The organism is Pedobacter sp. UYP1 (assembly GCF_040547305.1).
Lineage (GTDB): Bacteria > Bacteroidota > Bacteroidia > Sphingobacteriales > Sphingobacteriaceae > Pedobacter.
Genome location: NZ_JBEPPL010000001.1, coordinates 720,452 through 746,455, shown reverse-complemented (window position 1 = coordinate 746,455; position 26,004 = coordinate 720,452). Strand labels below are relative to the sequence as shown.

The window sequence follows — 26,004 nt, the reverse complement described above, 5'->3', positions numbered from 1 at the left end:
GCCTTTTAAATTATAATTATGTCGGGTTCAGCTGACAGAAAAATAAATAAATTATCACATGAAATATAAAGTTGTTTTATTGCCGTTCCTGCTTTCTTTGGTTAGTTATGTTGCTGTTGCGAATGATACACTTAAAGTCGTTAAAAATAAAAGCCGGGTAAAGATGTCATCAGCCTTGCCACTGTATAAAAATCCCGGTGTCAGCATTGAAAAAAGGGTGAAGGACTTGCTCTCCAGGATGACGCCAGAAGAGAAATTCTGGCAGCTTTTTATGATTCCCGGGGATCTGGATGGAGTGGATAAAAACCGCTATAAAAACGGGATATTTGGTTTACAGGTGAGTGCAGTTTCTCAGGGCGGAGGTGGCGCCGGACAAATGTTAAGCTATAATACGAAGGAGAATGCTTTTACGCTGGCCAAAAAGATTAATGCAATACAGCGTTATTTCGTTGAAGAAAGCCGTTTGGGTATTCCTATTATAGCATTTGATGAAGCGCTTCATGGATTGGTGAGACAAGGAGCTACCGCATTTCCTCAGTCTATTGGTCTTGCAGCCAGCTTTGATACCGCTATGATGGGACAAGTTGCTGGCACAATTGCCCAGGAAACTAAAATCAGAGGAATCAGAGATATTTTAACACCCGTAGTCAATATTGCTTCAGATGTACGTTGGGGGCGCACAGAGGAAACCTATGGGGAAGATCCTTTGCTCACTTCTCAAATGGGGCTGGCTTTTGTCAGTGCGTTTGAAAAACAGAATATTATTACCACGCCTAAACATTTTGTAGCCAATGTTGGCGATGGTGGCCGGGATAGTTATCCAATTCATGCCGATGAACGTTTGCTGGAAGAAATCTATTTTCCTCCATTTAAAGCTACTATACAGCAAGGTAAAAGCCGGTCTTTGATGACTGCTTATAACAGCCTGAACGGAACCCCTGCTACTTCAAATGCTTACCTGCTCACCCAAAAGTTAAAAACAGAATGGGGCTTTAAAGGCTTCGTTATTTCTGATGCCGGAGCAGTTGGTGGTGCTAATGTTTTGCATTATACAGCATCAGGTTATAGTGATGCAACCAGACAAGCGATTATTGCAGGTCTGGATGTGATTTTTCAGACAGATTATGAACATTACAAATTGTTTATTCCTCCGTTTCTTGACGGGTCTATTCCTCAACAACGGATAGACGATGCGGTTTCGCGAGTTTTAAGAGCCAAATTTGAATTGGGACTTTTTGAGAACCCTTATGTTTCTGAAAAGGATGCTGAGAATGCATTGAATGATCAAAGTCATAAAGCTATTGCGAAGCAGGCTGCTTTGAAATCATTTGTTTTACTGAAGAATGAAAAATCTGTGTTACCTCTGCAAAATATTAAGAACATACTGGTAGTTGGAGAAGATGCTGCAGAAGCTCGTTTAGGAGGTTACAGTGGGACTGGTAATGGGAAGATCAATATAGTAGACGGTTTGAGAAAAAGAGCTGGTGAGCAGGTTAGGGTGACTTACAGTAAGGGAAGCACACGTGACCCGGTTTTATATGTACCCATAGCTAAACAATTTCTGAAAACAGATACCACTTCAGGACTTTTCGCATCGTATTTTGATAATCTTTCTTTAAATGGTAAACCTGTTTTTACACGAATAGATCAGGCTATAGACTTTATGTGGACATTGTCTGCTCCGGATAAACGTTTAGCGAAAGATCAATATGCAATCCGGTGGGACGGTACACTTCAAGCGCCGAAATCCGGAACTTATCAAATTGGATTGGAAGGTAATGATGGTTACCGCCTGTACCTGGATGGAAAACTATTAATTGATCAATGGGAGAAAATATCTTATCATACCCAGTTAGTTCCATTCTCTTTTGATCAGAACAAATCCTATGCAATCCGTGTAGAGTTTAAAGAACCTAAAGGCAATGCACATATCAAGTTAATCTGGAATTACGGCGTGGCAGATGAACGCGCTAAAGATTTAGCTGATGCGGTTCAACTTGCTGAGAATGCAGATGTTATTGTGGTAGCTGCGGGAATTAAAGAAGGAGAATTTCAGGATCGGGCCTTATTAAGCTTACCAGGTAACCAGGAACAACTGATTCAGGCGATGGAGAGGTCCGGGAAACCAGTGGTTGTTTTATTGGTTGGGGGTAGTGCAATCACGATGAACAATTGGTATAATGACGCTGCAGCAGTTTTGGCGATCTGGTATCCCGGTGAAGAAGGAGGGAATGCGGTAGCAGAAACCTTATTCGGGGACTATAATCCTGCTGGCCGCTTACCGATTACTTATCCGGTTCATGAATCACAATTGCCATTAGTATACAATCATAAACCAACAGGCAGAGGCGATGATTATAATAACCTGAGTGGTGAACCTCTTTTTCCATTTGGTTTTGGGCTGAGTTATACAAAATTTGAGTACAAAAATTTGAAGTTAAGTAAAAGAGAGATTCCAGTTAAAACAGCTATTGCTCAAATGGAATCCGTAACAGCAAGTTTCACTTTACAGAATACAGGAATTTATGATGGGGAAGAAGTGGTGCAACTTTATATCCGTGATCTGCTGAGTACTGTAGCCAGACCGGTTTTAGAATTGAAAGGTTTTGAACGCATCAGGTTGAAAGCCGGGGAGTCCAAGCAGGTTTCATTTGAGATCACACCGCAAATGTTACAAATGCTGAACGCAGAAATGAAGGCCGTAATCGAGCCCGGTGACTTTAGAATAATGATCGGATCTTCGAGCAAAGAACTCCTGTTAAAGGAGAATTTAAAGGTCATTAAATAAGCAATTAAAATCGTGTAACATCTAGGATTGATTAAGTAGTTAAGGGCCCTTTTTATCATTAAAAGGGCCCTTTTTTCGTATCTTTAAGCTTAATTATTTATGGAAGATACACGATTGGAGAAACCCGGATTTAAGGAAGCTTTAAGATTTTGGATTAAGTTAGGATGGATTAGTTTTGGCGGAACTGCAGGGCATATTGCGATCATGCATGATTTTTTAGTTGGTCAAAAAAAATGGATGAGTAACAGTCGTTTCTTTCACGCACTTAGTATTTGTATGTTGCTGCCAGGGCCAGAAGCACAGCAATTAGCCATTTACATCGGATGGCAATTACATGGGAAAAAGGGTGGGTTGGCTGCAGGGATATTATTTGTAATTCCCTCTGTACTTATCCTGTTGATTTTAAGTGTTATTTATGTGTCTTATGGAAGTCTTCCGTGGATTTATGCGATGTTCAATGGTTTAAAGCCAGCTGTGATTGCTATCATCATTATTGCTTTATTTAAGGTTGGGCAAAAGTCTCTCCGTGGACTTTTACACTATCTGATAGCCGGCCTGGCTTTCATCTGTATTTTCTTTTTCAATATTTCCCTGCTGCTGATTATTGCCGGAAGCATTGCGATTGCAATAGTTATCCAATATCTTAAGCCTGATTTATTACATGGAAAAAGTAAAATAAAAAGCGAGGAATTACAGGAAGAAAAAGGATATTATATCAACTCCTTATCGGTTGAGCCAGATCATGATTTTAAAATCAGGACCTTCATCAAACAGCTTTCTATTTTCTTGTTGTTATGGCTTATACCCATAGGCTTGTTTTACTTTATAGCTGGAGAATTCATTTTCTGGAAGCAATTAACTCTTTTCTTTACGCAAGCTGCTTTCATGACTATTGGAGGCTCGTATACTGTGTTGCCTTATGTGGCGCAATTTGCAGTAGCCAAGTTAGCATGGCTTTCCAAGATGCAAATGGTAGATGGTTTTGCATTGGCAGAAACAACGCCGGGGCCACTGATTATTGTGGTTGGTTTTGTTGGTTTTATGGCTGGATTTAATCATTTTCAAGGTTCTTTGCTGATGGGGAGTCTGGCACTGCTTGTTACTGTCTTCTATACTTTTTTACCCTGTTTTCTATTCATATTTGTTGGCGGGCCTTTAATCGGGAAATCGCATGGCAATGAAACCATTGGCGGTGTCTTAAAATTAGTTACTGCCGCTGTAGTCGGTGTGATTTTAAACCTGACGCTGTTTTTAGGTAAAGATGTGATCTTTCCTGGCGGTGTAACGTTGCAGCACCTGGATCTGATAGCACTGGCCTGGGTGGCGGTTTCTCTGTTTCTTTCACTCAAATTTGAACTGAATGTAGTTTATCTTATTCTATTAAGTTTGCTATTTGGATTGATACGTTATTATATTGGATAACGAATATCTGGATATCAATTTGATTATGACGCATTGGAAAAAACTGGAAGTTTACAGACCATTACAAGCAGAAGAGATTTCCCCATCATTCAAAAAGTTTGCACATGATATTGCAGATGAACTGCTTAAAGAGAATAATAAGCGCTATCAGCAGGAAATAGAAAAGCTCAATCAAAAATCTGTGGATTATCTGAATAGCTTTCAAAAAAAGAAGTCAAAATAACCTTGTTTATTTTATCCATTGCCGTAAAGAGCTAATGAATTCTGTCTGCTGGTCTGTATATAAATAATGGGCGCAATTTTCCAGATATTTTAACTGACCAGCACCAATCAAGTTTTGCAGGTTCTTGATTTGCGCTGTGGAGAACAGACCGTCATCTTTACCGTATAAAGCATAAATATTAACATTGTTGTACTGTAACCGCTTCAAAACTGGCATAATGCTCCTACCAGAATAATTCTCGTTTTTCCAGAAACCAAGAACAGATGCGTCCGTTTTATGTGCAGACAGGCGCTTATAAACTGTATCTGATTCCAATTGAGCATATAAACTTTTGGCTAACGCATTTTGATTTTTTGTGCTGAAAAATCCATTTCTGGAAGAATGCTTAAAACAAGATGCCCTGTATTCAAAAGAATTTGGATTCATCTTTTCAATCGCCGCTATATTATTCAGATTCGTATTGTCATTTTGAGCAAGGTAAATTACTTTTGACCGCTCCAATATATTCTTATAAGTTTCGGGCTGTGATAACAGGGCACTTACCAAAACCAAAGACCTTATGTTTTCCGGATATTTTTCAGCGTATAATGTGGCAACAATTCCGCCAAAACTAAAGCCAACCAGTGTAGCTTTTTTCAAGTTGAACTGCTTGTATATAGCATTCAAATCATTAAAAGTTTGCTGGAAAGTGTAAGGGGCATTTTTATCAATTGATAATCCTTCACCACGTCTGTCATACAGTACTACATATAAACCCTGACTGGCAAGTTTCTGCGCTGTAGTAACCTCAAAGGCTCTGGAGCTGCTGCCTGGCCCGCCATGAATAAAGATTACAGGTTTATTGTTGCTGTTTCCATATGCTTTGGTGTATAGAGATTGTCCGTTTGCAAGAAAAGCTGTTAAGAAAAAAATGAAGAATAAGGTATATTTCACAAACGAAATTACAAAAAATGCTGCCCAATCTGAGCAGCATTTTTTGTTAAATTCAGTATTCAACTCATTGGCTGATTGTTATTTTTCGGCCGCATATTTATCACTGAATTTTTTATCCAGTTGCTTATGCAGGTTATCCAGGTTAATATCTCTTCCCTGGATAAAAGCCTGTTCTACTTTGTTTGTTTTCATATCCAGCGCATCGCCTGCAGAAATAAAGAAAGTTGCATCTTTGCCAACTTCAATACTTCCGGTAGTTTGATCTGTTCCCATAGCTTTTGCTGCGTTCAAAGTGATTGTCGCCAGTGCTTTCTCTTTATCCAAACCCCATGCTGTAACCGTTCCTGCCATAAAAGGCAAGTTGCGCTGCTGCCAGTAACCATCAATGCTTAAAACAACATTTAAACCAGCATTTGCCAGAATAGCTGCGTTTTTATAAGGCATATTCACATCATCATCATTGTTATTTGGTAAAGCATGTGGTTGTTTAACCACTACCGTAATGTTGTTCGCCTTTAAGAAATCGATGCTTAAATAAGCCTCATCTGCGCCCGTAATTACTGGTGTGATGCCGAATTTCTTTGCGAAATTAACCGCAGCAATAATATCCTTTTGACTTTCTGCCGCGATAAACAACTTTTCCTTACCTGTGAAAACTGGTTTCATCGCTTCAAAACGCGTATTGATCACTTCAGGCTTACCCATTTCAGCATAAGCTTTTGCTTCAGCAAAGAAAGAAGTTAATTGATTAATCGCAGCTTGTGTACGTTCTGCTAACACTTCTGGTGTAGTCTGCTGAGGGCGACCGTAACCTCTGAAGCGGGGAGTAGTTGGCCAGCTCATATGCATGGCATCGTCCTTCCGCAGCGCAGCATCTTCCCAATTCCAGGCATCTAATTGCACAACTGAAGAACTGCCTGAAATTATTCCGCCTTGTGGCGTCGGTTGTGCCATCAATATACCATTGCTGCGTAAGGTTGCAGGTACTTTTGAGTCTGTATTGTACGCTACAATAGAGCGGATATGTGAATTGTAATCACCGATCTCTGCAAAATCAAGTGTTGCTTTTACAGCTTCAATCTCTGTTAACCCTAAATTTGTTGTTGCTGCAATAAAACCTGGATAAATATGCTTTCCACTGGCATTAATGCGCATGACATCACCTTGTGGAACTTGTCCGCTGGCAGCAACTGCTATAATTTTTCCATTCCCAAAAAGGAGTGTCCCGTTTTCAATAACTGTACCATTTCCAACATGTATCGTTGCTCCGGTGATCGCTATGGTTTTACTTTGTTTTTTTGCTGGAGATATGTTGGCCTGTGCAAAACACATCAGGCTTGATGCCGATAAAGCCAGGCTAAATAGATATGTTTTCATCTTAGTGTGCATGTTCTGATTCATTTAATTCTGCTGAATAGTTTTCTAAAGTCTCGCAATTGTAAAGGCGTGGCGCAATTCCCTGGGCACGTTGTGTGCCAGAACCGCTGCTTTTGCTCTCTAACATCTTTTGAATTAAACGTGCTTTTTCAGTTTGCTGAGTTTTAATAACCAATGCATCCTTTTCTATATCCCAATAAGCAACACCATCTACAAAAGTCTTTTCAGCTTTTGCATAAATAGAAAGTGGATTGTCTGACCAGATCACTACATCAGCATCCTTACCAGCTTTTAAACTTCCAACCTGACCATCAATATGAAGCATTTTTGCAGGATTTAAGGTTACAAACTTAAAAGCCTCCTCTTCAGGAACATTTCCATATAAAACAGCCTTGCCAGCTTCCTGATTTAAATGTCTTGCCATTTCTGCATCATCAGAATTGAAAGCCGTTGTAATCCCTACATTGTGCATGATCTTTCCATTGTAAGGAATAGCCTCTGCTACTTCGTTTTTATAAGCCCACCAATCAGAAAAAGTAGAACCAGCAATACCATGCGCTTTCATTTTGTCGGCAACTTTATAACCTTCTAAAATATGTGTGAAAGTATTGATCTTGAAGCCCAGGCTATCTGCAACATGGATCAGCATATTGATTTCACTCTGTACATAAGAGTGGCAAGTAATGAAACGTTTATTTTTCAAAATTTCTACGATTGCATCTAATTCCAGATCACGGCGAACGTTATTTCCTTTTACTGCGATTGCTTTTTCATACTCTTTTCCACGGGTAAATTCGTCTACAAACGTCTGTTCAACGCCCATACGTGTTACCGGGAAACGGGCACCAGTACCAAAATTACTCTGCTTTACGTTTTCACCCAGCGCAAACTTGATAAATCCATCAGCACCGGCAAACTTTAATTCTTCAGGCGCTTTGCCCCAACGTAACTTAATCAACTGAGACTGCCCGCCAATTGGATTTGCAGAGCCGTGTAAAATATGTGAAGTCGTTACGCCTCCTGCAAGCTGGCGGTAAATATTTACATCTTCCGAATTGATGATATCTGCAATACGGACCTCTGCAGAAACAGACTGGGCACCTTCGTTAATACCACCAGAACCTGCAATATGCGAATGTTCATCAATAATACCTGCAGTTACATGTTTGCCTGTGGCGTCGACAACCCGTGCATCGCCAGCATTCAGATTTTTACCTACTGCTTTGATTTTTCCATTTTCCAGCAATACATCTGCGTTTTGCAGGATGCCTTCTTTTTCATTTGTCCAAACTGTAGCATTTTTAATCAGCACGTTTTCTGCTTTTGGCAATTCTGTATTTCCGAAAGCGCCAAAGGGATAAATTACAGAGCCCATTGCTAAAATAGATTTTGGCTCTTCCTTTTTAGGTGTTTCTTTGGCTGCTTCTTTGTAAGTTGCTGTAAATCTGCCAGCAGTTCCATCCGGAAGTACTGCCTCGCCTTTAAATACAAGGGGAGAAGCAACAGTTAAAAACCCACTTAAGCGGATATTGCCTGCTGGATTCTTTTTTAAATTGAAGTTGATACTTACCCAATCGCCATTTCTTGCAAAAGCAGCGCTGGCTTTAACGCTATCTACACCAACCCTCTCAATTGCTGCGACAGAACCACCTGATGCTCCGGTGATTTTTAACGTTAAGGCACCTAAACCGTCAATGTTTAAATTATAATTTCCACGGATGTCTGTGACGTCTATTTTGTTGATAATAAAGCGTTTTCCCTGTACCCAGTTTTCAAAAATGATATTCTCTTTTTTAAACAAGTTATCAGACGAAATCAGGAAGTTGGCGACTTTACCTTTTTCCAGTGAACCTACTTTATCACTGATCCCTAAAAGGGAAGCTGGAATTTCGGTGATGGACTGTAAGGCTTGTTTCTCGGTCAGGCCTTTTTCAATTGCAAGGCGGATATTCGCCCAGAAATCACGTGTGTTTTCTAAACCGAATGCAGTCAATGCGAATTTAATCCCTGCTTTTTCTAAGGCAGCTGGATTTGCCGGGGCCATTTCCCAGGCTTTCATCTGTGTTAAAGTTAGGTTTCTTGCTTCTGAAGGATCTTCCACATCATAGGCTTTTGGAAAATTCAAAGGGATAATTAGGCTTGCCCCGGTTGATTTAACTTCCTGGATACGCTGATATTCATCACCAGTAGATTTAATGATATATTGTTTGCCAAATTCTTTTCCAATTTTATCGGCGCGAAGAATGTTAGCCCAGCCATCAACCTCAAAAAGCTGTGGAATATTTTGTTGTTTACCAAATTCTTCCAGCGAAATATTATATTCTTCTTTTTGCTTACCATACCACTGTGAATCGTAATAAGTTTGACGCAATAAGGCAATTGAACCCATTAACGAGGTCGGATAATCGTTTGAAGATGTTCCTTTGCTGAATGAATAGTTTGCTGCAGTCTGATCTTTCAGAAATACATTATTATCAGCGCCATCATTTAAAGTCACTGCTGCAGAAATTCCTCGTGCAATTCCATCACGGTTAATCACGTTTACACTTCCGAAACCAGCTTTCCTCAAGTCATCTGCTTTTTTGCTGTCTACAGAGAAAATGTTTTTCACCTGTGTTTCAGGTCTGATAGCTTCGTTCCATCCATAAGCTCCTTTTTTAGTAGAAACGAAAATGGATTGACGTGCTCCACGGGGTTGCACAGTGGCTTCAGGTAAGCCATAGCCGGTAAATGCATCGACTAAGGAAGGATAAATGAATTTTCCTTTCAGGTCAATAATCACGTAGCCTTTAGGGACAGCAAGGCCAGATCCGACAGCTTGTATCGTTTGACCTTTTACTAATAGGGTAGCGTTTGTAAGGGTTTGGCTGGAGTTGACCACTATTGTTGCATTGGTAAATGCAAACTGGCCTGGTCTGGTGTCGAAAGAGCCATTAACAGGATAAGTGGTTTGCTGTGCAAACAGAATTGCAGCGTAAAATACCAGCACAACGGCGAGTAAAAGTTTCTTCATAATAGGTTAAGGGGTTAATTTATTTAAAAATAATATAATTTAATAATCAACTCACTTAATCACTCAATTTTTACAATTGAACAGGTCTGTAAATCTTGTTTTTCAGGTTCAGAAATTCCAGGTTCAAATATTTCAAGTTCAAAAATGACTATTTCAAGATCAACATCGTCCAGATCAGGTATTTGCTGATTGATTTTGGGGCAATGCCGGGATACTTTTGAATTAGAAATTAAAACAACAAGCTAAAAAATAGAACGATGAAAAAGAATCAACGCTACCTTGCCAATACCATCATTATCGGGGCTCTTGTCCTTTTGACTGCTCCCATATTTGCGCAGACTGTACCGGTTTCAAAGTCCGCAGCTCAGATCCGTCATTTCCATATCAATGTTCCTCAGGCAGCAGTCGCCGACCTCCGCAAGCGTATTGCAGCGACGAGATGGCCAGCTAAAGAAACGGTAAAGGATCAGACTCAGGGTGTGCAATTAGAAAAGATACAGAAACTCGTAAAGTACTGGGGAACAGCTTATGACTGGCGTAAAGCGGAAGCTAAACTTAATGCACTGCCACAGTTTATAACCACTATCGATGGATTGGACATCCAGTTCGTACACATCAAATCTAAACATAAAAATGCGATGCCGCTGATTATTACGCATGGCTGGCCGGGTTCCATCTTTGAACTGCTTAAAATTGTTGGGCCGCTTACGGACCCTACTTCTTATGGGGGGCGCGCAGAAGATGCTTTTGATCTGGTGCTTCCTTCCATGCCAGGTTATGGTTTTTCTGGCAAACCTCAGGGAACTGGATGGGATGCTGATCATATTGCCACTGCCTGGGACGTACTGATGAAGCGTCTGGGTTATCAGCATTATGTTGCTCAGGGTGGAGACTGGGGTTCAGTAGTTGCAGATAAAATGGCACATCAAAAGCCAGAGGGTTTACTTGGTATTCATGTGAATATGCCCGCAACTGTACCAGCAGATGTAGCGAAAGCGCTTAACAATGGAGAACCGGCTCCAGCAGGACTGTCTGTTAAAGAAAAAGCAGCATTTGAATCACTGAATTACTTATACAAAAAAGGCGGAGGTTATGCTGCCATGATGGTTACCCGTCCGCAGACTTTAGGTTATGGGCTATCGGATTCACCAGTTGGTCTGGCTTCCTTTTTCTACGACAAATTAAATGAATGGACTTTTAGTGGGGGTGATGCAGAGAAGGTATTGACTAAAGATGAAATACTGGATGACATTTCGCTGTACTGGTTGACAAATACTGCAGTTTCTTCTGCTCAACTTTACTGGGAGAATAATGCAAACAACTTCAATGCGGTAGATATTTCGATTCCTGCAGCTGTAACCGTTTTTCCAGGAGAGATTTACCAGGCGCCAAAAAGCTGGACGGAACGTAGTTACCACAACCTGATTTATTTCAATGAGGTTGGTAAGGGTGGCCATTTTGCCTCCTGGGAAGAGCCACAGCTTTTTGCAGAAGAGCTTCGTGCAGCATTCAAATCATTACGTTAATTAATTATCACAGCAGACAGCTCATTAATTATTACAACAGACAGCTTATTAATTATTACAACAGACTGATCATTTAGAAAATAAACGCTTTAAAATAGAAATTATGGAAAGTCACGCGATAGAAAAAGTTCTTTATACAGCTAAAACACACACTACAGGTGGTAGAGATGGTGCCGCTCAAAGTTCTGACGGAAGCCTTGATGTTAAACTTTCAATTCCTGGCAGTTCAGGGGGCGGTACGAATCCTGAACAATTGTTAGCCGCCGGCTGGTCTGCCTGTTTTATCGGAGCCATGAAAATTGCAGCGGCTAAAATGAAGATCATTCTTCCTGAAGAGGCCGCAATCGATACTGAGGTTGATCTGGGTACAGCAGGAAATGAATATTTTCTTCGGGCACGTTTGAATGTAAGCCTGCCCGGTTTGGAACCGGAAGTTGCAAGAGCACTTTCAGATGCAGCACACCAGACTTGTCCGTATTCCAAAGCTACACGCGGCAATATTGATGTAGTTATTAATATAGTCTAAAATACTGAAGACCTGTCTGTTTACCGGGCAGGTCTTTTACTTTGTACAATGATAACTGTAAATTAACATTTGTTATTATAAAAAATCAAAAGATGAAAATTACTTATTATGGCCATTCTTGTTTCTCCGTGTTGGCAGGAGGTAAACACCTTTTATTTGATCCCTTTATTTCCGGAAATGAACTAGCAAAAGATATCAATATTGATGCTATTAAAGCCGATTATATTTTTGTATCCCACGGACACTTTGATCATATGCTGGATGTGGTAACAATAGCAAACCGTACAGGAGCAATGGTTTTTGGCATTTGGGAAGTGTATGAATATTTTAAAAAGCAAGGTTTGAAGAACTTACATCCGATTAACCCTGGCGGAAAAGCCAGTTTTGATTTTGGGACGGTAAAAGCTGTGATCTCACAACATTCCAGCAGTTTCCCCGATGGAAGTTATGCGGGAGTAGCCTGTGGCTTTGTTTTAAAAACTACAGATGGTAACTTTTATTACAGTGGTGACACTGCACTTACCCTGGACATGACGTTAATTCCTGGATGGGCTGAGCTGGATTTTGCGGTTTTTCCAATAGGGGATGTGCTGACTATGGGAGTGGAAGATGCAATTCAAGCAGCAGCATTTGTTAAAGCGAACAAGGTTGTAGGTGTACACTATGATACCTTTGGATTAATTAAAATCGATAAAGAAGAGGCAATTCAGGAATTCGGGAAAGCTGAGCTGAAACTGTATTTACCGGATATAGGCGAAAGTATCGATATATAGGCTTACTTTAAGGAGATGATATTACGATATTAGCACCAGGAGCCATTTATGAAAATTTCCAGAGACGATCCGTTTGACCTGAATCTTTGTATCAGAGGGTTAGGAGTTTTAACCACTTACATGCATTCTGATATTTATGAATATATCTATTATTTTACCTTTAAAAAGGTGATGAAATCTTATGCAAAGGATTTCAAAGATGCATGGGAACAATATTTGGATGAAGATGAATTTTTTGAAAAGATAGAAGATCCTTTTGTTCAGAATGCGCTTAAAACTCAGTTCAAGCTCATGGAGTTTAAATTGGAACTGATCCGGAGATTTGGGTTTACGGAAACTGAAGATCTGGAAGATGCTGACATTATCATACAGGCACAGCGATTTAAACCTTATGTCCTGATTTATAAAAAGGCTAAAAGTTATAAAAAATTGAAGCTTTATTATGAACGGACATTAGAGGGCATTATCGCGTGTTTGTATAGTTATGCTACTGCAATCACTGTGCAACGTTATAAAATTCCGCTGGTATTTAAAAGACAGTTTAATTCAGCTGATCAGAGCTGGTCGCGGCTGCTGAATACGGATGATAATAATGTGGAACTTTTGAAGCAAGTGATTAGTGGATTAAAAGAAGATTTGGTTCAGTTGAGGTCAGTATTGAAAAAATAGAAAGCTGATCATTCTTTGTGAGTAATAGGGGTATTGATTTTTCGTTCGTTTAAGTTATAAGTGTTAACTATATATTGTTGATTATATAATTTAAATTATGAAACTTACAAATTTTAAGGTGGTGTTTATATTGCTGTGCCTTACACCTTTAATGACATTTGCGCAAAGTAGCGGACAAAGAAAAAGTGATCTGGTAGTGCTACTGATCAAGAAATATATTACTGAAAAGACTCCGGAAAAGATTTATGCGCTGGGCAGTAGAAATTATAAAGCTTCAATTAGTCAGGAAAAATTGACTGATTTTATTGTGAAAAACGCTTATATTCTAGGGAAAATAAAGGAATCTTCTTTCATCAGTGCTAAAAAAAATGAAAGTAAATATAAGCTGGGATTTGAGGGTGGAAATATAGCGCTTTCTTTCTCGCTTGATCAAAATAATAAATTAAACAAACTCTCTTTTTTACCTTTTGTACCTGTCATCACCAGAAAGACTGCACTGGCTCCTTCTTCCAATCCTTTGAAATCAAAACTGGACAAAGAAGCCGATACGCTGGCAAGGAATTATATTCAAAATTCAAATACTGTAGGCTTGAGCATTGGTATTTTGAGAGATGGAGAGATTTATACTTATGGATATGGTACTACACAAAAAAACAATGGGATGGTTCCAGATGCAAATACCATTTTTGAAATAGGGTCCATTAGCAAGACGTTTACTGCTCAATTATTGGCGTACTATGTGAATGCTGGAAAAATCAGTTTAACGGATCCGATTACGAAATATCTGCCGGATTCTGTGGCTGAAAATTCTGAGCTTCAGCAAATAAAGATTGTAAATTTAAGTAACCATACCGCTGGATTAGTCCGGTTGCCGGACAATTTGCTCAGTAAAAATACAGAAGTAACAAATCCTTATAAAAATTATACTAAAGATTTATTATTCAGCTACTTGAAGTCCTGTAAATTGGCATCTGTTCCGGGAGAAGTTTATAGCTATTCAAATATGGGCACCGGGCTTCTGGGGGTGATTTTAGAGCAGATCAGCGGTAAAACATATGCGCAGCTGTTGAAAGAAATCATCACCGATCCCTTAAAAATGAACAGCACATTTCAGCACCTGACCCCTGAATCGGCAAAACGCTTTACGAAAGTATATAATAACGAGACGAAGGAAGTTAAAGCCTGAGATTTCGATGCGCTTGTTGGTGCAGGAGGTCTTCGCTCTACTGTCAATGATATGTTGATTTATGCGGATAATAATATTGGAAGTAAAAACCCGGATTTGGCAAAAGCATTTGAACTTACCCATCGGGTTACTTTTTCAAAAGAGCCTATGGTTGGTTTGGGCTGGCACATCATGAAGCTGGCATCGGATACTTATTACTGGCATAATGGTGGAACCGGTGGAAGCAGAAGTTTTATCATCATCAATATCGATAAAAAGACTGCTGTCGTTGTCCTTTCTAATTCGGAGGCCGAAACTGATAACGTAGGCGTAGGGATTATAGAGAAATTATAGTGATTTAAATAGCCGGTGAGGAAACTCACCGGCTATTTTCAGGTTAATTTAAAATCAAGGTCTGTTTTCTATCCGGGCCTACGGAAAGGTATTTGATAGGTACATCTAACTGCTCTTCCAGAAAACTTATATAAGTTTTCAGCTTTGCAGGAATTTGGTCTATTGACGTTATACCAGTTATATCTTCTTTCCAGCCTTCAATTTCCTGTAAAACAGGTATAGGTATAATAGAACTTATATCATAAGGCATATAATCAATGACTTCTCGCTGGTAACGATAGTGGGTACAGGCATAAAGTTGCTCAAATCCACTTAGTACATCTGCTTTAGTCATTACGAGCTGCGTAACCCCGTTAATCATAATGGCATATTTTAATGCAGGCAGATCAATCCACCCGGTACGTCTGGATCTTCCGGTGATGGCACCAAACTCGTGACCTTTAGCACGTAACGCTTCACCTGTTTCATTTTCGAGCTCCGTAGGGAAGGGGCCACTGCCTACTCTTGTGCAATAAGCTTTGAAAACGCCAATCACTTCACCAATCTGGTTAGGCGCAATGCCCAGACCTGTGCAGGCACCAGCAGTAGTGGTATTTGAAGAAGTAACAAATGGATAAGAACCAAAGTCAATATCCAGCATGGTACCCTGTGCACCTTCAGCCAATACCTTTTTACCTTGTTTTACATAATCATTAACTACGTGTTCTGAATCCACTAATGGAAATTGGCAAATCAAATCGAGTGCTTCGAAAAATTCGTTTTCCTGTACACTGAAGTCAATGACTTCACCGTATAAGGATTGCAGCATGGCTTTGTGTTTGCTAACCAGTTTTTCATACCGCTGCTTAAAGTCTGGTAAAGTGAAATCACCGATACGTAAACCATTACGGCCGGTTTTATCCATATATGCAGGACCAATGCCTTTTTGTGTAGAACCAATTTTGCTATTGCCCAGTCTTTTTTCAGAGGCAGCATCCAGCAGCCGGTGGGTAGGTAAGATCAGATGTGCTTTTTTTGCAATTATCAGCTTTTTCTTTGCGAATAAATCATGCCCGGCTTCTTTTAAATTATCCAGTTCTCTTTTTAAAGCGATCGGATCGATAACCACACCATTTCCAATCAGGTTCATCGTGTTTTCAAAGAATATGCCCGAAGGGATTGTATTCAGTACAAACTTTTTGCCTTCAAATTCCAGGGTATGACCAGCATTCGGGCCTCCTTGAAAACGGGCAATCAAATCATAGTCCGAACTTAAAACATCCACAATTTTTCCTTTACCTTCGTCGCCCCATTGGAGGCCTAATAAAACATCAACAGCCATTATCTATTTATTTTTGTTGAAGCAAAGTTGGGGATAACAGGGGAGGTGTCAATTGCCAAATGGCAAAAAAACAAATTAGTTATTTTTTCCTGATCCGGCTCAAAGAGGATGCTGTAATTCCTAAATAGGAAGCCAGCATGGAAAGCGGAACGCGGTTTGCCAGCCCGGGATAATGGTCAAGAAAATGCAAATAGCGTGTTTGAGCGTCCTGAACCAGCATATTACTACTTGCTCTCATCTTGTTTTCCATCACATAAGAAGTGATTTTTGAAAACAGATCGCTCCAGCCCGTAATGGTATTGGAAAGCTCTTCGAAACCTGTTTTGGAAAAGACCAGCAAGGTAGAATCCGTTACTGCTTCAATATATTCTGCTGTAGGGATTTCGTCACGAAAGCTATTGATATCGGCTATAAAACGGTTTTCATAAACAAAATAACGGGTATAACCTTCACCAGCTTTATCATAATAACAGACTCTGAATACCCCATCGGTGATGTACCCTATTTTATCTGCTACCTGGCCAGCTTGTGAAAAGTATGCTCCTTTTTTTATTGTTTTTGGTTTTACTTTGGATTGAATCATTGCAATCTGCTCCTGACTGAGGCGCCCAAACTGAAGGAGGTAGTTAATTAATTCTTCCATATCCAAAGTTAATCAGTCTGGGTTAAAGAAGAATTGCCATTTGACAAAAAAAGCGTGGCGATAGGTGGGATTTAGCATACTTTTATAAGTTGTTACAATTTTATAACTTTCCGTAAAAAAAGTATTCCCCTGACAATACACTATCGGGAAAACAAATAGTTGTTATGAAATTTCAGATCAATCCGGGGAACTAACCATTAAAATCCCCGCTGAAGTATTTCTTCCATCTGAGTCCTTTGATAAATTTAAATAGTCATGAGGAATCCCATCAGCATTTGTCTCTGCCAATTTTATTTTCCCGGTTTTCCTGATATTGATTTCCTTAATGTTGTTATTGTTCACTGGAACAGCAATAGGAACTTGTTTGTTTTTTGCAGGAGCATATGCGCCTAAGTAGTTATCATTCAGTATAAAACAGGAATTACTAAATATATATCCAGGCTGCTTATTTTCCGGATGAACCATTACATATTTACAATTCGTAATTACATTATTTTTAAAAGTAAAAGGAGTACCAAAACCTGTAGACCAAATAGCGGATTCATAAGAGCCCGTGATAATGGAATGTGTTAAAGAGAAATTATTGACAGTTCCGCTCAGTATAATAGCTGTTTTATTACCAGAAAATATACAATGATCAATATGAATACCGGAACCACTTAACCACAGTGCCCCCTCAATAGGTGTATTTTCCTTCTTACCAATGAAATAGCATTGTGAGATATTTAAATCACTTAATTTTGTATCAGCTCTTTTTATTGGATAATAAGCTGTAACATTTGAATTGGAATTGCCGATGAATTTTAAGCCTTTAAAATTTACATTATGTTTTTGAACCAGAAAACCAATAGCGTATCTGGCAGTTTCCACCTGAGAATTACTGGATAATGATAGGATTAATGGCATCTTAAATTGCTCCCAATTGTATTGATCTGGCATGATCATCGCTTCAATAGTGTAAGCTACAGTATCCATAGTTTGTCTTGCTGTTCTTATGCTCAACTCATGTGTGAGCAGGTAGGCTCCCGGTGCAACTTTAAGACATACAGGTTCCAGTCCACTAAAATTATTCGTTTTATTTATGGCTTCTTCTAAACTAGCCAAAGGATGATCAATTGTCCCCTCAGCTCCGGCTTTTCCTTTCAATACATCTATATAGAGCGTTTGTGCCTTCAGGCTAGTTGTAATGTTGATGATTAAGAATAAAAACATGAGTTTTATTGCTTTAGTGTAACCAAATGTTGTGTTAGATTTAATTGCTTTCATGCTGCAAGTTTAGTGCGATTGAAAGTTTTGCCCTATTCATTTCCTGTTCAAGTTTTTTCATTTATTATCATGTTGATCCATAGGTAGTTATTTGTGGTTGTTGCTAGTGTTAAAATGCGAGATTAAAAGCATTTTTATTTATGTTTGAACTCTCGATTTGCTACCTCATTATTAAAAACACAATTATTCAGCGATGGAAATTCCAGCTATCCAAAAACTATTAAATCTAATCGAACAGCAATTAAATTGGGGAGAGGTTTCGGGTTGGCATAGCAAAGACTTTGAAAAATTAAATCTTCTTATTCAGGATAAAACAAAAGTCTCATTAAGTGCAAGTACACTAAGGAGATTATGGGGGAAGGTCGATTATTCACATCGGCCAAGCGGCACCACACTCGATACACTGGCTCAGTTTGCTGGTTATGAAAGCTGGCGTGATTTTACAAAACAACTGGAAATACCGGTGGTTGAAAAGATAGTTGTAAAACCATTTAAAAAGAGAATGAGAACTTCCTTATGGGGGACAGTTGCCTTAGTACTAATTACAGGAGTAATGCTATTTTTATTATTCAGCTATTTAAAAAGTACGGATGCAGCTATAACCAACTATTCCTTTAACAGCAGGCTGATCACACGCGATGTCCCTAATTCTGTTGTCTTTACTTATAATGCGGAATCTGCACTAACCGATTCCGTATTTTTTCAACAATCATGGGACAATAATAAAAGATCAGTACTGGATAAAAGAAACCATCAGTATACCTCTATTTACTATCGTCCGGGCTTTTATCTGGCTAAATTGGTTGTTGGACAAAAAGTAGTGAAGGAACACCCAATCCTGATTTCTACCAACGGGTGGCTTGGAATGATTGCTAAAAAACCAATACCTGTCTATTTGAACCAAAAAGAATTTGAAGCTAACGCTGAACTTAGAATTACTCCTGCAACAATTAAATCTAAAGGTGTTATGCTGAATCCAGATCCGCCTAGAGTGGAATTTTATAATGTAGGTAATTTTAAGCCAGCTCCTTTAACTGATTTCTCCTTCAGTGCTGAGGTAAGAAATGATTATCAGGAAGGGGCGGCTAAATGCGGACTGGTGAAAATAATTTTAATTACAGATGAAATGCCTGTAGAGATTGCGCTTTCAACCCCTGGTTGTATTGCCAGCCTTAATTTGTTTGATGGTTTGAGTATGATCTCCGGTAAATCAAATGACTTATCTGGTTTTGGTGCCGATTTATCTAAATGGGTAAAGGTTTCCTGTCTGAGCAGAGATAAAAAGATTCTGTATTTTGTTAATTCTAAACTGGTTTATGAATCAAAATTGCCTGAAGTAAAAAGAAATATCCTGGGTATTGGTTTTAAATTTCAAGGTGCTGGTGCTGCTAAAAATGTAAAATTGAATTCAGGAAAGACTACAGATTTTTCATTATAGAATTGATTGCATAGTAAAAGGGCTAAATCCTGATAGTTTAATGTTTGATAAACAAGTTAATCAAAAGTCCCAAAAGAATCACTGAAACGGAAAATGTCAGTAATCCTAATGTATAGGAAACCATTGCTTTTAAATAGTTTGTCCATTTCCGTTTGTCAAAAAATTGCCCGATTGCCCAGGTACAATATACCATACTTATAATTCCGGAAATCTTCATTAAACTTATTTTGGTCAGACCCTCTAAAATCGCAAAAATAGAAAAGATCAGCATGCTGGTTCCCATGACAAAACACAATAGGATCAATATTTCAAAAAAGTTGTAATCCTGTTTTCTGAAAAATAGTTTAAGCCAGCAGGCTATAAATACACCCATGATGATATTTCCGTAACCGTAATGGTTTTGAACCCATTTGAAAATTAAGGTTGCTGTTGGATTTGTAGTGTCATTGAAACTAATGTACTCTTCTTCAAGATGAAAAAAATGAGTAATTAACGTATAAATCAAGGAGGCAATTATGATAAATATAATTGGTTTTACAAGTTTGTTCCTGTCTTTTACGATAAATTCTCTTACGTTTTGTCCGGGTCTGATCAGCAACTCTTTGATGGTGAATAAAATACCTCTTTCAAAATGTAAAACGTGTTCAATCTCGTGTGTAATGTAATGAGCGTCAATTCTTTTTATAATTGCAGGCTGTCCGCAATTGGAACAATATTTTCCCGTTAATTCATGATTACAGCTAACACAAGGAGTCATTTGTTTTTAGTTTGATGAGCGTTTTTACCTGGCAGTTTATTTTTCTGCCTCACTAAATGTATTAAAATTATTTATTGATCTTTCCAGGTGAGCAATTAAAATATAATTTAAATGCTCTGACAAATGAGGTATCAGATTCATAACCAATATGAAATGCGACTTCTCTTACGGTATATCCACCAGCTATCAACATTTTATAAGCGTGTTCTAAGCGCAGCTTTTGGATGTAGCCAAAAACAGTGATTCCAAATTCTCTTTTGAAACCGATTTTCAGTTTAAACTCGTTGAGTATGAACATCCGGCTTATACCTTCCAAAGTGTGTTTGGATAGATAGTTTATATCTAAAAAGGATTTTACACTCTGGATACGGTCATATTCTGCATGACTTAAATCTTTCCGAACAGGTTGATCAGAAAATTTAGCAAATGATAAAAGGGAAAGTTCTTTAATTTTTGATCTGATGTAAGGAATTCTTAAAGTATCTGCAATGGGAGGTTCCTGAATAAGTTTAATGGCATCCATTTGCCAGTAATCGGTAATTCTGGCCTGAGCAGATAATTGAGATAGGTTTGAGCGTTGTGCGGAGTATAGATTATGAGTAGTGAAATCCTGGCATTCCGCTACTATCTCATCAAAATAAGCTGGTTTAAAAGCAACGCATAAATATTCATATTCACCTTTTTCCGGGTACACGAATGTACTTATGGGATCTACATAATTTACTAAATTGAAATTACCGCTGCCGGGTGAACTTTTAAAATCTGCAACATGAGCAGAGGAATGACCTGATAACTGAAAATGTAAACTGACATGTGTAGTATCGTGTAAGTTATTGATCTGAACTGGGGTGTAGATGTTTGATTTGAAATGCAAAATATCAAAAGACTCTTCTCTGAAAGTTTTGGTACGTACGTCAAGTTTATTTTCAATACTTACGGTTGCTTCTTTTGTAATGAATTTTTCGCTAAATTCTCTTTTTATTAAATCCGTAAAATCACTTCCCTCCAAATGATACATTATCCGTTTGTGTCAATTATAAATCCGTTATTGTACATTCCAAATAGCCTTGAAGTTCCAATTTTGAACTCATGGAAATTTTAACGAAAGATAATAAATCTAAAATAGATTTAGCGAATTGGAAAAGGAAGGATCACTATAATTTCTTCAGGAAGTTTGATCAGCCATTTTTTGGAATCAGTACGGAGCTCAACTGTACTCTGGCTTATCAGTATTGTAAGACGTATCATACCAATTTTTTTATGTTTTATCTTTATAAAGCTCATTTAGCTGTCAATCATATACCAGAATTCCGATATCGGATTGAAGATAACGAGGTATTTGAATACCATCAAGTGTCGGGTTCGGTTACCGTTTTAAGAAAGGATGAAACGTTTGGGTTTGCCTATTTTGATCATCGGCGCGATTTCAGCGATTTTATGCCAGCTACGCGAAATTCAATTGAGCTGGAAAAGAATTCATCGGGACTAGATCCGAAAGCAGGATCAAATGGAGTGATTCACTATTCTGTATTGCCGCTGATTAAATTCAGCGGGATGCAGCATGCACAAATCTTAGGCACAAAAGATAGTGTACCTAAGATTGCATTTGGCAAATTAGATTTTCGCGACGGCCAGGTCTTTTTACCACTTTCCATTCATGTGCACCATGCTTTATGTGATGGCTTACATCTAAGCAGATTTATCGAATACTTTCAAAAGCAGCTGGAATTGAATTAGATTGCTGAAGTTTTTTGGGTTGTGATTATTTTATTGAACTATTTATTCACAATAAAGATATTTATTACCTTTTAAGTATAAATCAGGAGTAGCTTGCAATAAATCATTAAGAATTATGTCAGCTAGTACAAATAAATACATTGATCCATTATCAGATTTTGGATTCAAACATCTTTTTGGCAGTGAACCTAACAAAGAGATTATGATTGCCTTTTTAAACGCACTTTTTGAGGGAGAAAAACACATTACCGATATTGTTTACAACCCAACTGAACTGGGCGGGGATGATAGGGAGCATAAAAAGGCCTGCTTCGATTTGTTGTGTACCGGAGACCATGGCGAGCAGTTTATCGTAGAAATGCAGCGGGCAGCGCATACTAATTTTGAAGATCGCTGCATTTTTTACCTGAGCCGGCTGATTCATCAGCAAAAGCTAAAGAGCCGGCGTAACTGGGAAGTTAAACTAAAAGAAGTTTTCCTGGTTGCAATTCTGGATTTTAACATGAAGAATTGCCTGAGTGGCCATTATTTGCAAAGTATTTCATTGGTCAATACGGGCACAGGTGAAGTATTCCACAATGGACTGGGATTTAAGTTTTTGGAACTGCCTAAATTTGGAAAGAAAGAAGATGAACTGGAAACTGAGCTGGACAAATGGGTTTACCTGCTTAAACACATGCATAACCTGGATCAGATTCCTAAATATCTGGATAAACGTGTTTTTGAAAAAATATTTAATATCGCTGAAATGGACAGACTATCACCAGAACAACAATTTGTATACGACTCGATTTTACAAAGAGAAGAAGACGATCAACACCGGCTTGGATATGCAGAATGGAAAGGAAAGGAAGAAGGAAAAGAAGAAGGGAAACATGAAACTGCGCTCGCCATCGCCAGAAAAATGAAAGAAGAAAAGTTTGATATTGATAAAATTGCGGGGTTTACTGCGCTCTCTATCGAAGAAATAGAATGGCTTTAAACACAAACCAATGACTGTAACCTCAATCAAATTTTTTCGTTAATTTGATTGAGGTTACAGTCATTGGTTCTTAAGGTACATTCAAGGAGGCCTTAAATACTTACTACAAGTCTTTTTCCGTCAGTGATTTGTCTATTCCAGATTTTTTCAATGTCCTGAATTGGAACTGTAGTCACCGCTATTGTTAATTGGTGAGCTGCTGCAAGGTGAAACATTTCCGGAAGTATCTCCCGAAAAAGCAGGCTGACTTCTTCTTTTGTCCAGCTCCCCAAACCGGAACCGGATAGCTGGAGGTCAATACTACGCAGTATTTGTGAAGATAAGGTGATCGTATCTCCCGACATTGAGCCTATAGATACATAACGGGTGCGGGCGGAGAAAGTTCCTGTTCCTTTTAAGGAGGAGAGAATCAGTTCTGCGGAATGTCCCCAAAGGTAATCGATAACTACATGGATAGGGGTTATGGTATGTATTTCTTTGAGTTGGTTAACAAAAGAAGCATCGTCCTGATTCAGAGTGATAAGCTGATCTGCTCCCAATGCCGGTAAAGTCTTCAGGATTTCTTCATTTCTGCCGGTTACAATTATCTTTCCTGCACCGTAATGTTTAGCTAACTGAATAGCCATTTTACCGGTAAAACCAGTAGCTCCATTGATTAAAACTGTTTCCCCGGGTTGTAATCGGGCGCGGAAACGCAGTGCCAAAGCCGATCCCATAGCTGCATTTGGTAATGCAGCAGCGGTAGCATCGTCTAATCCGTCGGGTACAGACGAAGACCATTCTTTTAAAAACACAGCTTGTTCTGCCATTGTACCAGATGTACCAACACCATAAATACGTTGTCCGTTTGGCAAAATACCAACTCCGTCGGTACCTACTACTTGTATTTTAGCTGTTTTTTCTGAAGAATAATGCTTGCCACTGGCTTTTAATTTGTCCAGATTTTTGATGGATACAGCTTTTACCTGTACTAAAATTTCATGATCGTGCTGAACCACTGGTTCAGGAATTTCTGCATATTGAGGTATTTCCCCTGCCTGATAGATTATTGCTGCTTTCATTGGTTATCAATTTATACAACAAATTTACGGTCGTATAGCCCAGGCCGCGATAACATTTGTTATCAAGTGAAATCAGGCATTTTTTCTGTTCAGCTGGCTTTTAATGCGGCTGAGGTGAACGGAACTTACACCTAAATAAGAGGCGATGTAATGTTGAGGTACCCGCTGAATGATCATCGGCTTTTCCTGCATCAATGTCTGGTATCGTTTTAACGGAGAATCTCTGAGAAAGGAAAAGAAGTGGTTCATGTAGTGAAACATCCGTTCGAAAAGATTATTGATAAATTCGTCCCTTAGTGCTGATACATTTTCCAGTTCCGGCAATATTTTTTCCAGATCTTGTTTACTAATATACCAGAGTACACACGTTTCGATAGTTTCTATGTTAAGCAAACTTGGTATTTCCTTTTTTAAGCTCTCTATGGAAGCCACCGTCTCATTTTCGAAAAAGAATTGTGTGGTGAGATCTTTGCCATCATTATTAAACCAGACACGGATACAGCCTTTTTCAATAAAGAATATTTTTTTTGCAATCTCGCCCTCTTTGAGCAAGGTCGTTTTTGCCGGGACTTCCAGTTTTTTGAGACAACCCGAAAATCCGGCAAACTGACTATCGCTCATCCGGAATTTTCTCTTTAATTGTTCAAGCATAGACTGATTTTTTTGCTGAATATGCGGAATTTCTTTCAAACAAAATATTAACTTAATATCCAGGCCACACCAATAAGTTTTATTTGCAGCTTAATTCAAAAAAAATGGATAGAAGAGAACTCCTGAAAACTATGGGCATCCTGTCAGGTTCATTATTAATAAGTGATTATGTAGCTGCACAGGAAAATGCAACTTCCACCTTAATGGAAAATGGAAAAGATCAGTTATCCATTCAGGAATTCCAGAAATATTATCAAACAGACCGTTCATTTACCAACCTGGAGAATGGTTTTTTTGGTGTGATGTCCGAACCTGTTCTCCATAAATTTATTGAAAATACCAGGACTGTTAACAGCAGACTATCAGGTTTTGCCAGGTTAGAATTTCCAAAGCTTTATCGGGACGCTTTGATTTTGACCGGAACCTATCTGAAATTACCTTCAAACTCATTCATCTTTACCAGGAATGCCACAGAAGCGCTTAATGTTGCTATTCAGGGTTATCCTTTAGCAGCAGGTGATGAGGTAGTCCTGAGCCAGTTTGATTATGACAGTATGGTGGAGACGTGGGAAATGCTGCAGAAAACCAAAAAGATTAAACTGGTCTACCTGGAAATCCCTGCACATCCTGAGTCTGCCGCGCAAATTGTTGAGCTGTATAAAAATGCCGTAACCAGCAGAACCAAAATTGTTCATCTCACCCATATCAATCATTTTACCGGGTTGATTCTTCCTATCAAGGAAATAACGGATGCTTTAAAGCCTTCTGGTGTCAAAACTATCCTGGATGCGGCGCATTCGTTTGCACATATAGATTATTCAATCACCGAGCTTGGAGCAGATATAGTTGCGATTAATCTTCACAAATGGTTTGGATCACCTGTAGGTACTGGGTTACTTTATGTGAAGCCAGAGCTGATTAGTGCGATGAACCCTTTATTTGGTGATGTGAAGCAAAAAGAAAACAGTATTTATAAATTGGCGCATTTTGGGACTACACCATTTGCCAATATTATGACTATAGGTGCTGCAATGGCATTTCAGCAGCAGATTGCGCCTGCGGTCAAACAAAATTATCTGCATGGATTAAAGAAAACCTGGATAGATGGCGTACAGCATTTATCAGCAGTAGAAGTTCTGACACCGGTTAGTCCGGAATGGTCTTGTGCAATCGGAGCTTTCCGGATGAGAAATATGGATGCTAAAAAAGTTGTTGATCAGTTATGGACTGCGCATAAAATTTTAGGTGTGGTACGTAACCTGAAAGGAGGGGACTGTATCAGGATCACTCCTCAGATCTATAACACAACTGCAGATTCAGAACGTTTGGTCAAAGCACTGACGGTACTTAACAATTCATAGGACAGCAAAGCAGACCTG

The 26,004-nt window shown here is 38.8% G+C and carries 21 protein-coding genes and 1 pseudogene; 12 read left to right on the top strand and 10 right to left on the bottom strand.

Annotated elements, in window-relative coordinates:
• Nucleotides 1–58: 58 nt before the first annotated feature.
• The 3 genes from ABIB30_RS03285 (at nucleotide 59) to ABIB30_RS03275 (ending at nucleotide 4,433) form a co-directional block, all read left to right on the top strand.
• Complete coding sequence (locus ABIB30_RS03285; protein ID WP_354299323.1) at nucleotides 59–2,788, top strand: glycoside hydrolase family 3 N-terminal domain-containing protein; 2,730 nt, start codon at nucleotides 59–61, stop codon at nucleotides 2,786–2,788.
• 99 nt (nucleotides 2,789–2,887) lie between these two features.
• A complete protein-coding gene (gene chrA / locus ABIB30_RS03280; protein ID WP_354299322.1) occupies nucleotides 2,888–4,210 on the top strand; it encodes a chromate efflux transporter in 1,323 nt (440 codons plus the stop codon).
• 25 nt (nucleotides 4,211–4,235) lie between these two features.
• Nucleotides 4,236–4,433, top strand: a complete 198-nt coding sequence (locus tag ABIB30_RS03275) for a hypothetical protein (protein WP_354299321.1) — start codon at nucleotides 4,236–4,238, stop codon at nucleotides 4,431–4,433.
• Between the two features lie 6 nt (nucleotides 4,434–4,439).
• On the opposite strand, the gene ABIB30_RS03270 is transcribed toward ABIB30_RS03275, so the two are convergent.
• The 3 genes from ABIB30_RS03270 to ABIB30_RS03260 all read right to left on the bottom strand — a co-directional run bounded on the left by ABIB30_RS03270 (nucleotide 4,440) and on the right by ABIB30_RS03260 (nucleotide 9,756).
• Nucleotides 4,440–5,366 (bottom strand): alpha/beta fold hydrolase, encoded by a 927-nt coding sequence (locus ABIB30_RS03270; RefSeq protein ID WP_354299320.1) that lies wholly within the window; start codon nucleotides 5,364–5,366, stop codon nucleotides 4,440–4,442.
• A gap of 78 nt (nucleotides 5,367–5,444) precedes the next feature.
• The gene (locus ABIB30_RS03265; protein ID WP_354299319.1) at nucleotides 5,445–6,743 is read right to left on the bottom strand and encodes an amidohydrolase family protein; all 1,299 of its coding nucleotides are present in this window, start codon (nucleotides 6,741–6,743) and stop codon (nucleotides 5,445–5,447) included.
• A gap of 1 nt (nucleotide 6,744) precedes the next feature.
• Complete coding sequence (locus ABIB30_RS03260) at nucleotides 6,745–9,756, bottom strand: amidohydrolase family protein (RefSeq protein ID WP_354299318.1); 3,012 nt, start codon at nucleotides 9,754–9,756, stop codon at nucleotides 6,745–6,747.
• 257 nt (nucleotides 9,757–10,013) lie between these two features.
• Here ABIB30_RS03260 and ABIB30_RS03255 point away from each other — a divergent pair, with 257 nt between their 5' ends.
• The 5 genes and pseudogenes from ABIB30_RS03255 (at nucleotide 10,014) to ABIB30_RS03235 (ending at nucleotide 14,769) form a co-directional block, all read left to right on the top strand.
• Nucleotides 10,014–11,282: an epoxide hydrolase family protein gene (locus ABIB30_RS03255; protein ID WP_354299317.1), complete on the top strand. Its 1,269-nt coding sequence runs from the start codon at nucleotides 10,014–10,016 to the stop codon at nucleotides 11,280–11,282.
• Nucleotides 11,283–11,385: 103 nt separating this feature from the next.
• The gene (locus ABIB30_RS03250; protein WP_354299316.1) at nucleotides 11,386–11,808 is read left to right on the top strand and encodes an organic hydroperoxide resistance protein; all 423 of its coding nucleotides are present in this window, start codon (nucleotides 11,386–11,388) and stop codon (nucleotides 11,806–11,808) included.
• Nucleotides 11,809–11,900: 92 nt separating this feature from the next.
• Nucleotides 11,901–12,581, top strand: a complete 681-nt coding sequence (locus ABIB30_RS03245; RefSeq protein WP_354299315.1) for a metal-dependent hydrolase — start codon at nucleotides 11,901–11,903, stop codon at nucleotides 12,579–12,581.
• Nucleotides 12,582–12,629: 48 nt separating this feature from the next.
• Entirely contained in the window at nucleotides 12,630–13,250 is a 621-nt protein-coding gene (locus ABIB30_RS03240; RefSeq protein WP_354299314.1) for a hypothetical protein, read from the top strand.
• A gap of 97 nt (nucleotides 13,251–13,347) precedes the next feature.
• Nucleotides 13,348–14,769, top strand: a pseudogene (locus ABIB30_RS03235) (serine hydrolase).
• Nucleotides 14,770–14,812: 43 nt separating this feature from the next.
• On the opposite strand, the gene ABIB30_RS03230 reads toward ABIB30_RS03235, so the two are convergent.
• The 3 genes from ABIB30_RS03230 to ABIB30_RS03220 form a co-directional block, all read right to left on the bottom strand.
• Complete coding sequence (locus ABIB30_RS03230; protein ID WP_354299313.1) at nucleotides 14,813–16,090, bottom strand: adenylosuccinate synthase; 1,278 nt, start codon at nucleotides 16,088–16,090, stop codon at nucleotides 14,813–14,815.
• A gap of 79 nt (nucleotides 16,091–16,169) precedes the next feature.
• On the bottom strand, nucleotides 16,170–16,733 hold the full coding sequence (locus tag ABIB30_RS03225; protein WP_354299312.1) for a Crp/Fnr family transcriptional regulator: 564 nt from the start codon (nucleotides 16,731–16,733) through the stop codon (nucleotides 16,170–16,172).
• Nucleotides 16,734–16,910: 177 nt separating this feature from the next.
• Entirely contained in the window at nucleotides 16,911–17,999 is a 1,089-nt protein-coding gene (locus ABIB30_RS03220; protein ID WP_354299311.1) for a right-handed parallel beta-helix repeat-containing protein, read from the bottom strand.
• Nucleotides 18,000–18,192: 193 nt separating this feature from the next.
• Between ABIB30_RS03220 and ABIB30_RS03215 the strand changes: the two genes are divergently transcribed.
• Nucleotides 18,193–19,437 (top strand): hypothetical protein, encoded by a 1,245-nt coding sequence (locus ABIB30_RS03215; protein WP_354299310.1) that lies wholly within the window; start codon nucleotides 18,193–18,195, stop codon nucleotides 19,435–19,437.
• 37 nt (nucleotides 19,438–19,474) lie between these two features.
• Here the strand turns inward: ABIB30_RS03215 and ABIB30_RS03210 are convergent, their stop codons facing one another.
• Both ABIB30_RS03210 and ABIB30_RS03205 read right to left on the bottom strand, forming a co-directional pair.
• Nucleotides 19,475–20,194, bottom strand: a complete 720-nt coding sequence (locus ABIB30_RS03210; RefSeq protein WP_354299309.1) for a DUF3667 domain-containing protein — start codon at nucleotides 20,192–20,194, stop codon at nucleotides 19,475–19,477.
• Nucleotides 20,195–20,261: 67 nt separating this feature from the next.
• A complete protein-coding gene (locus ABIB30_RS03205) occupies nucleotides 20,262–21,212 on the bottom strand; it encodes a helix-turn-helix transcriptional regulator (protein ID WP_354299308.1) in 951 nt (316 codons plus the stop codon).
• A 71-nt stretch (nucleotides 21,213–21,283) separates the two neighbouring features.
• On the opposite strand from ABIB30_RS03205, the gene ABIB30_RS03200 reads away from it, so the two are divergent.
• Together ABIB30_RS03200 and ABIB30_RS03195 are read left to right on the top strand one after the other, a co-directional pair.
• Nucleotides 21,284–21,931: a CatA-like O-acetyltransferase gene (locus ABIB30_RS03200; RefSeq protein WP_354299307.1), complete on the top strand. Its 648-nt coding sequence runs from the start codon at nucleotides 21,284–21,286 to the stop codon at nucleotides 21,929–21,931.
• Between the two features lie 115 nt (nucleotides 21,932–22,046).
• Nucleotides 22,047–22,913 (top strand): Rpn family recombination-promoting nuclease/putative transposase, encoded by an 867-nt coding sequence (locus ABIB30_RS03195; RefSeq protein ID WP_354299306.1) that lies wholly within the window; start codon nucleotides 22,047–22,049, stop codon nucleotides 22,911–22,913.
• Between the two features lie 92 nt (nucleotides 22,914–23,005).
• Here ABIB30_RS03195 and ABIB30_RS03190 read toward each other — a convergent pair whose 3' ends face one another.
• Both ABIB30_RS03190 and ABIB30_RS03185 read right to left on the bottom strand, forming a co-directional pair.
• Nucleotides 23,006–23,974 (bottom strand): quinone oxidoreductase family protein, encoded by a 969-nt coding sequence (locus ABIB30_RS03190; protein ID WP_354299305.1) that lies wholly within the window; start codon nucleotides 23,972–23,974, stop codon nucleotides 23,006–23,008.
• 72 nt (nucleotides 23,975–24,046) lie between these two features.
• Complete coding sequence (locus tag ABIB30_RS03185; protein WP_354299304.1) at nucleotides 24,047–24,625, bottom strand: Crp/Fnr family transcriptional regulator; 579 nt, start codon at nucleotides 24,623–24,625, stop codon at nucleotides 24,047–24,049.
• 104 nt (nucleotides 24,626–24,729) lie between these two features.
• Between ABIB30_RS03185 and ABIB30_RS03180 the strand changes: the two genes are divergently transcribed.
• Nucleotides 24,730–25,986, top strand: coding sequence for an aminotransferase class V-fold PLP-dependent enzyme (locus tag ABIB30_RS03180; protein ID WP_354299303.1), 1,257 nt, complete (start codon nucleotides 24,730–24,732; stop codon nucleotides 25,984–25,986).
• The last annotated feature ends 18 nt before the right edge of the window (nucleotides 25,987–26,004 follow it).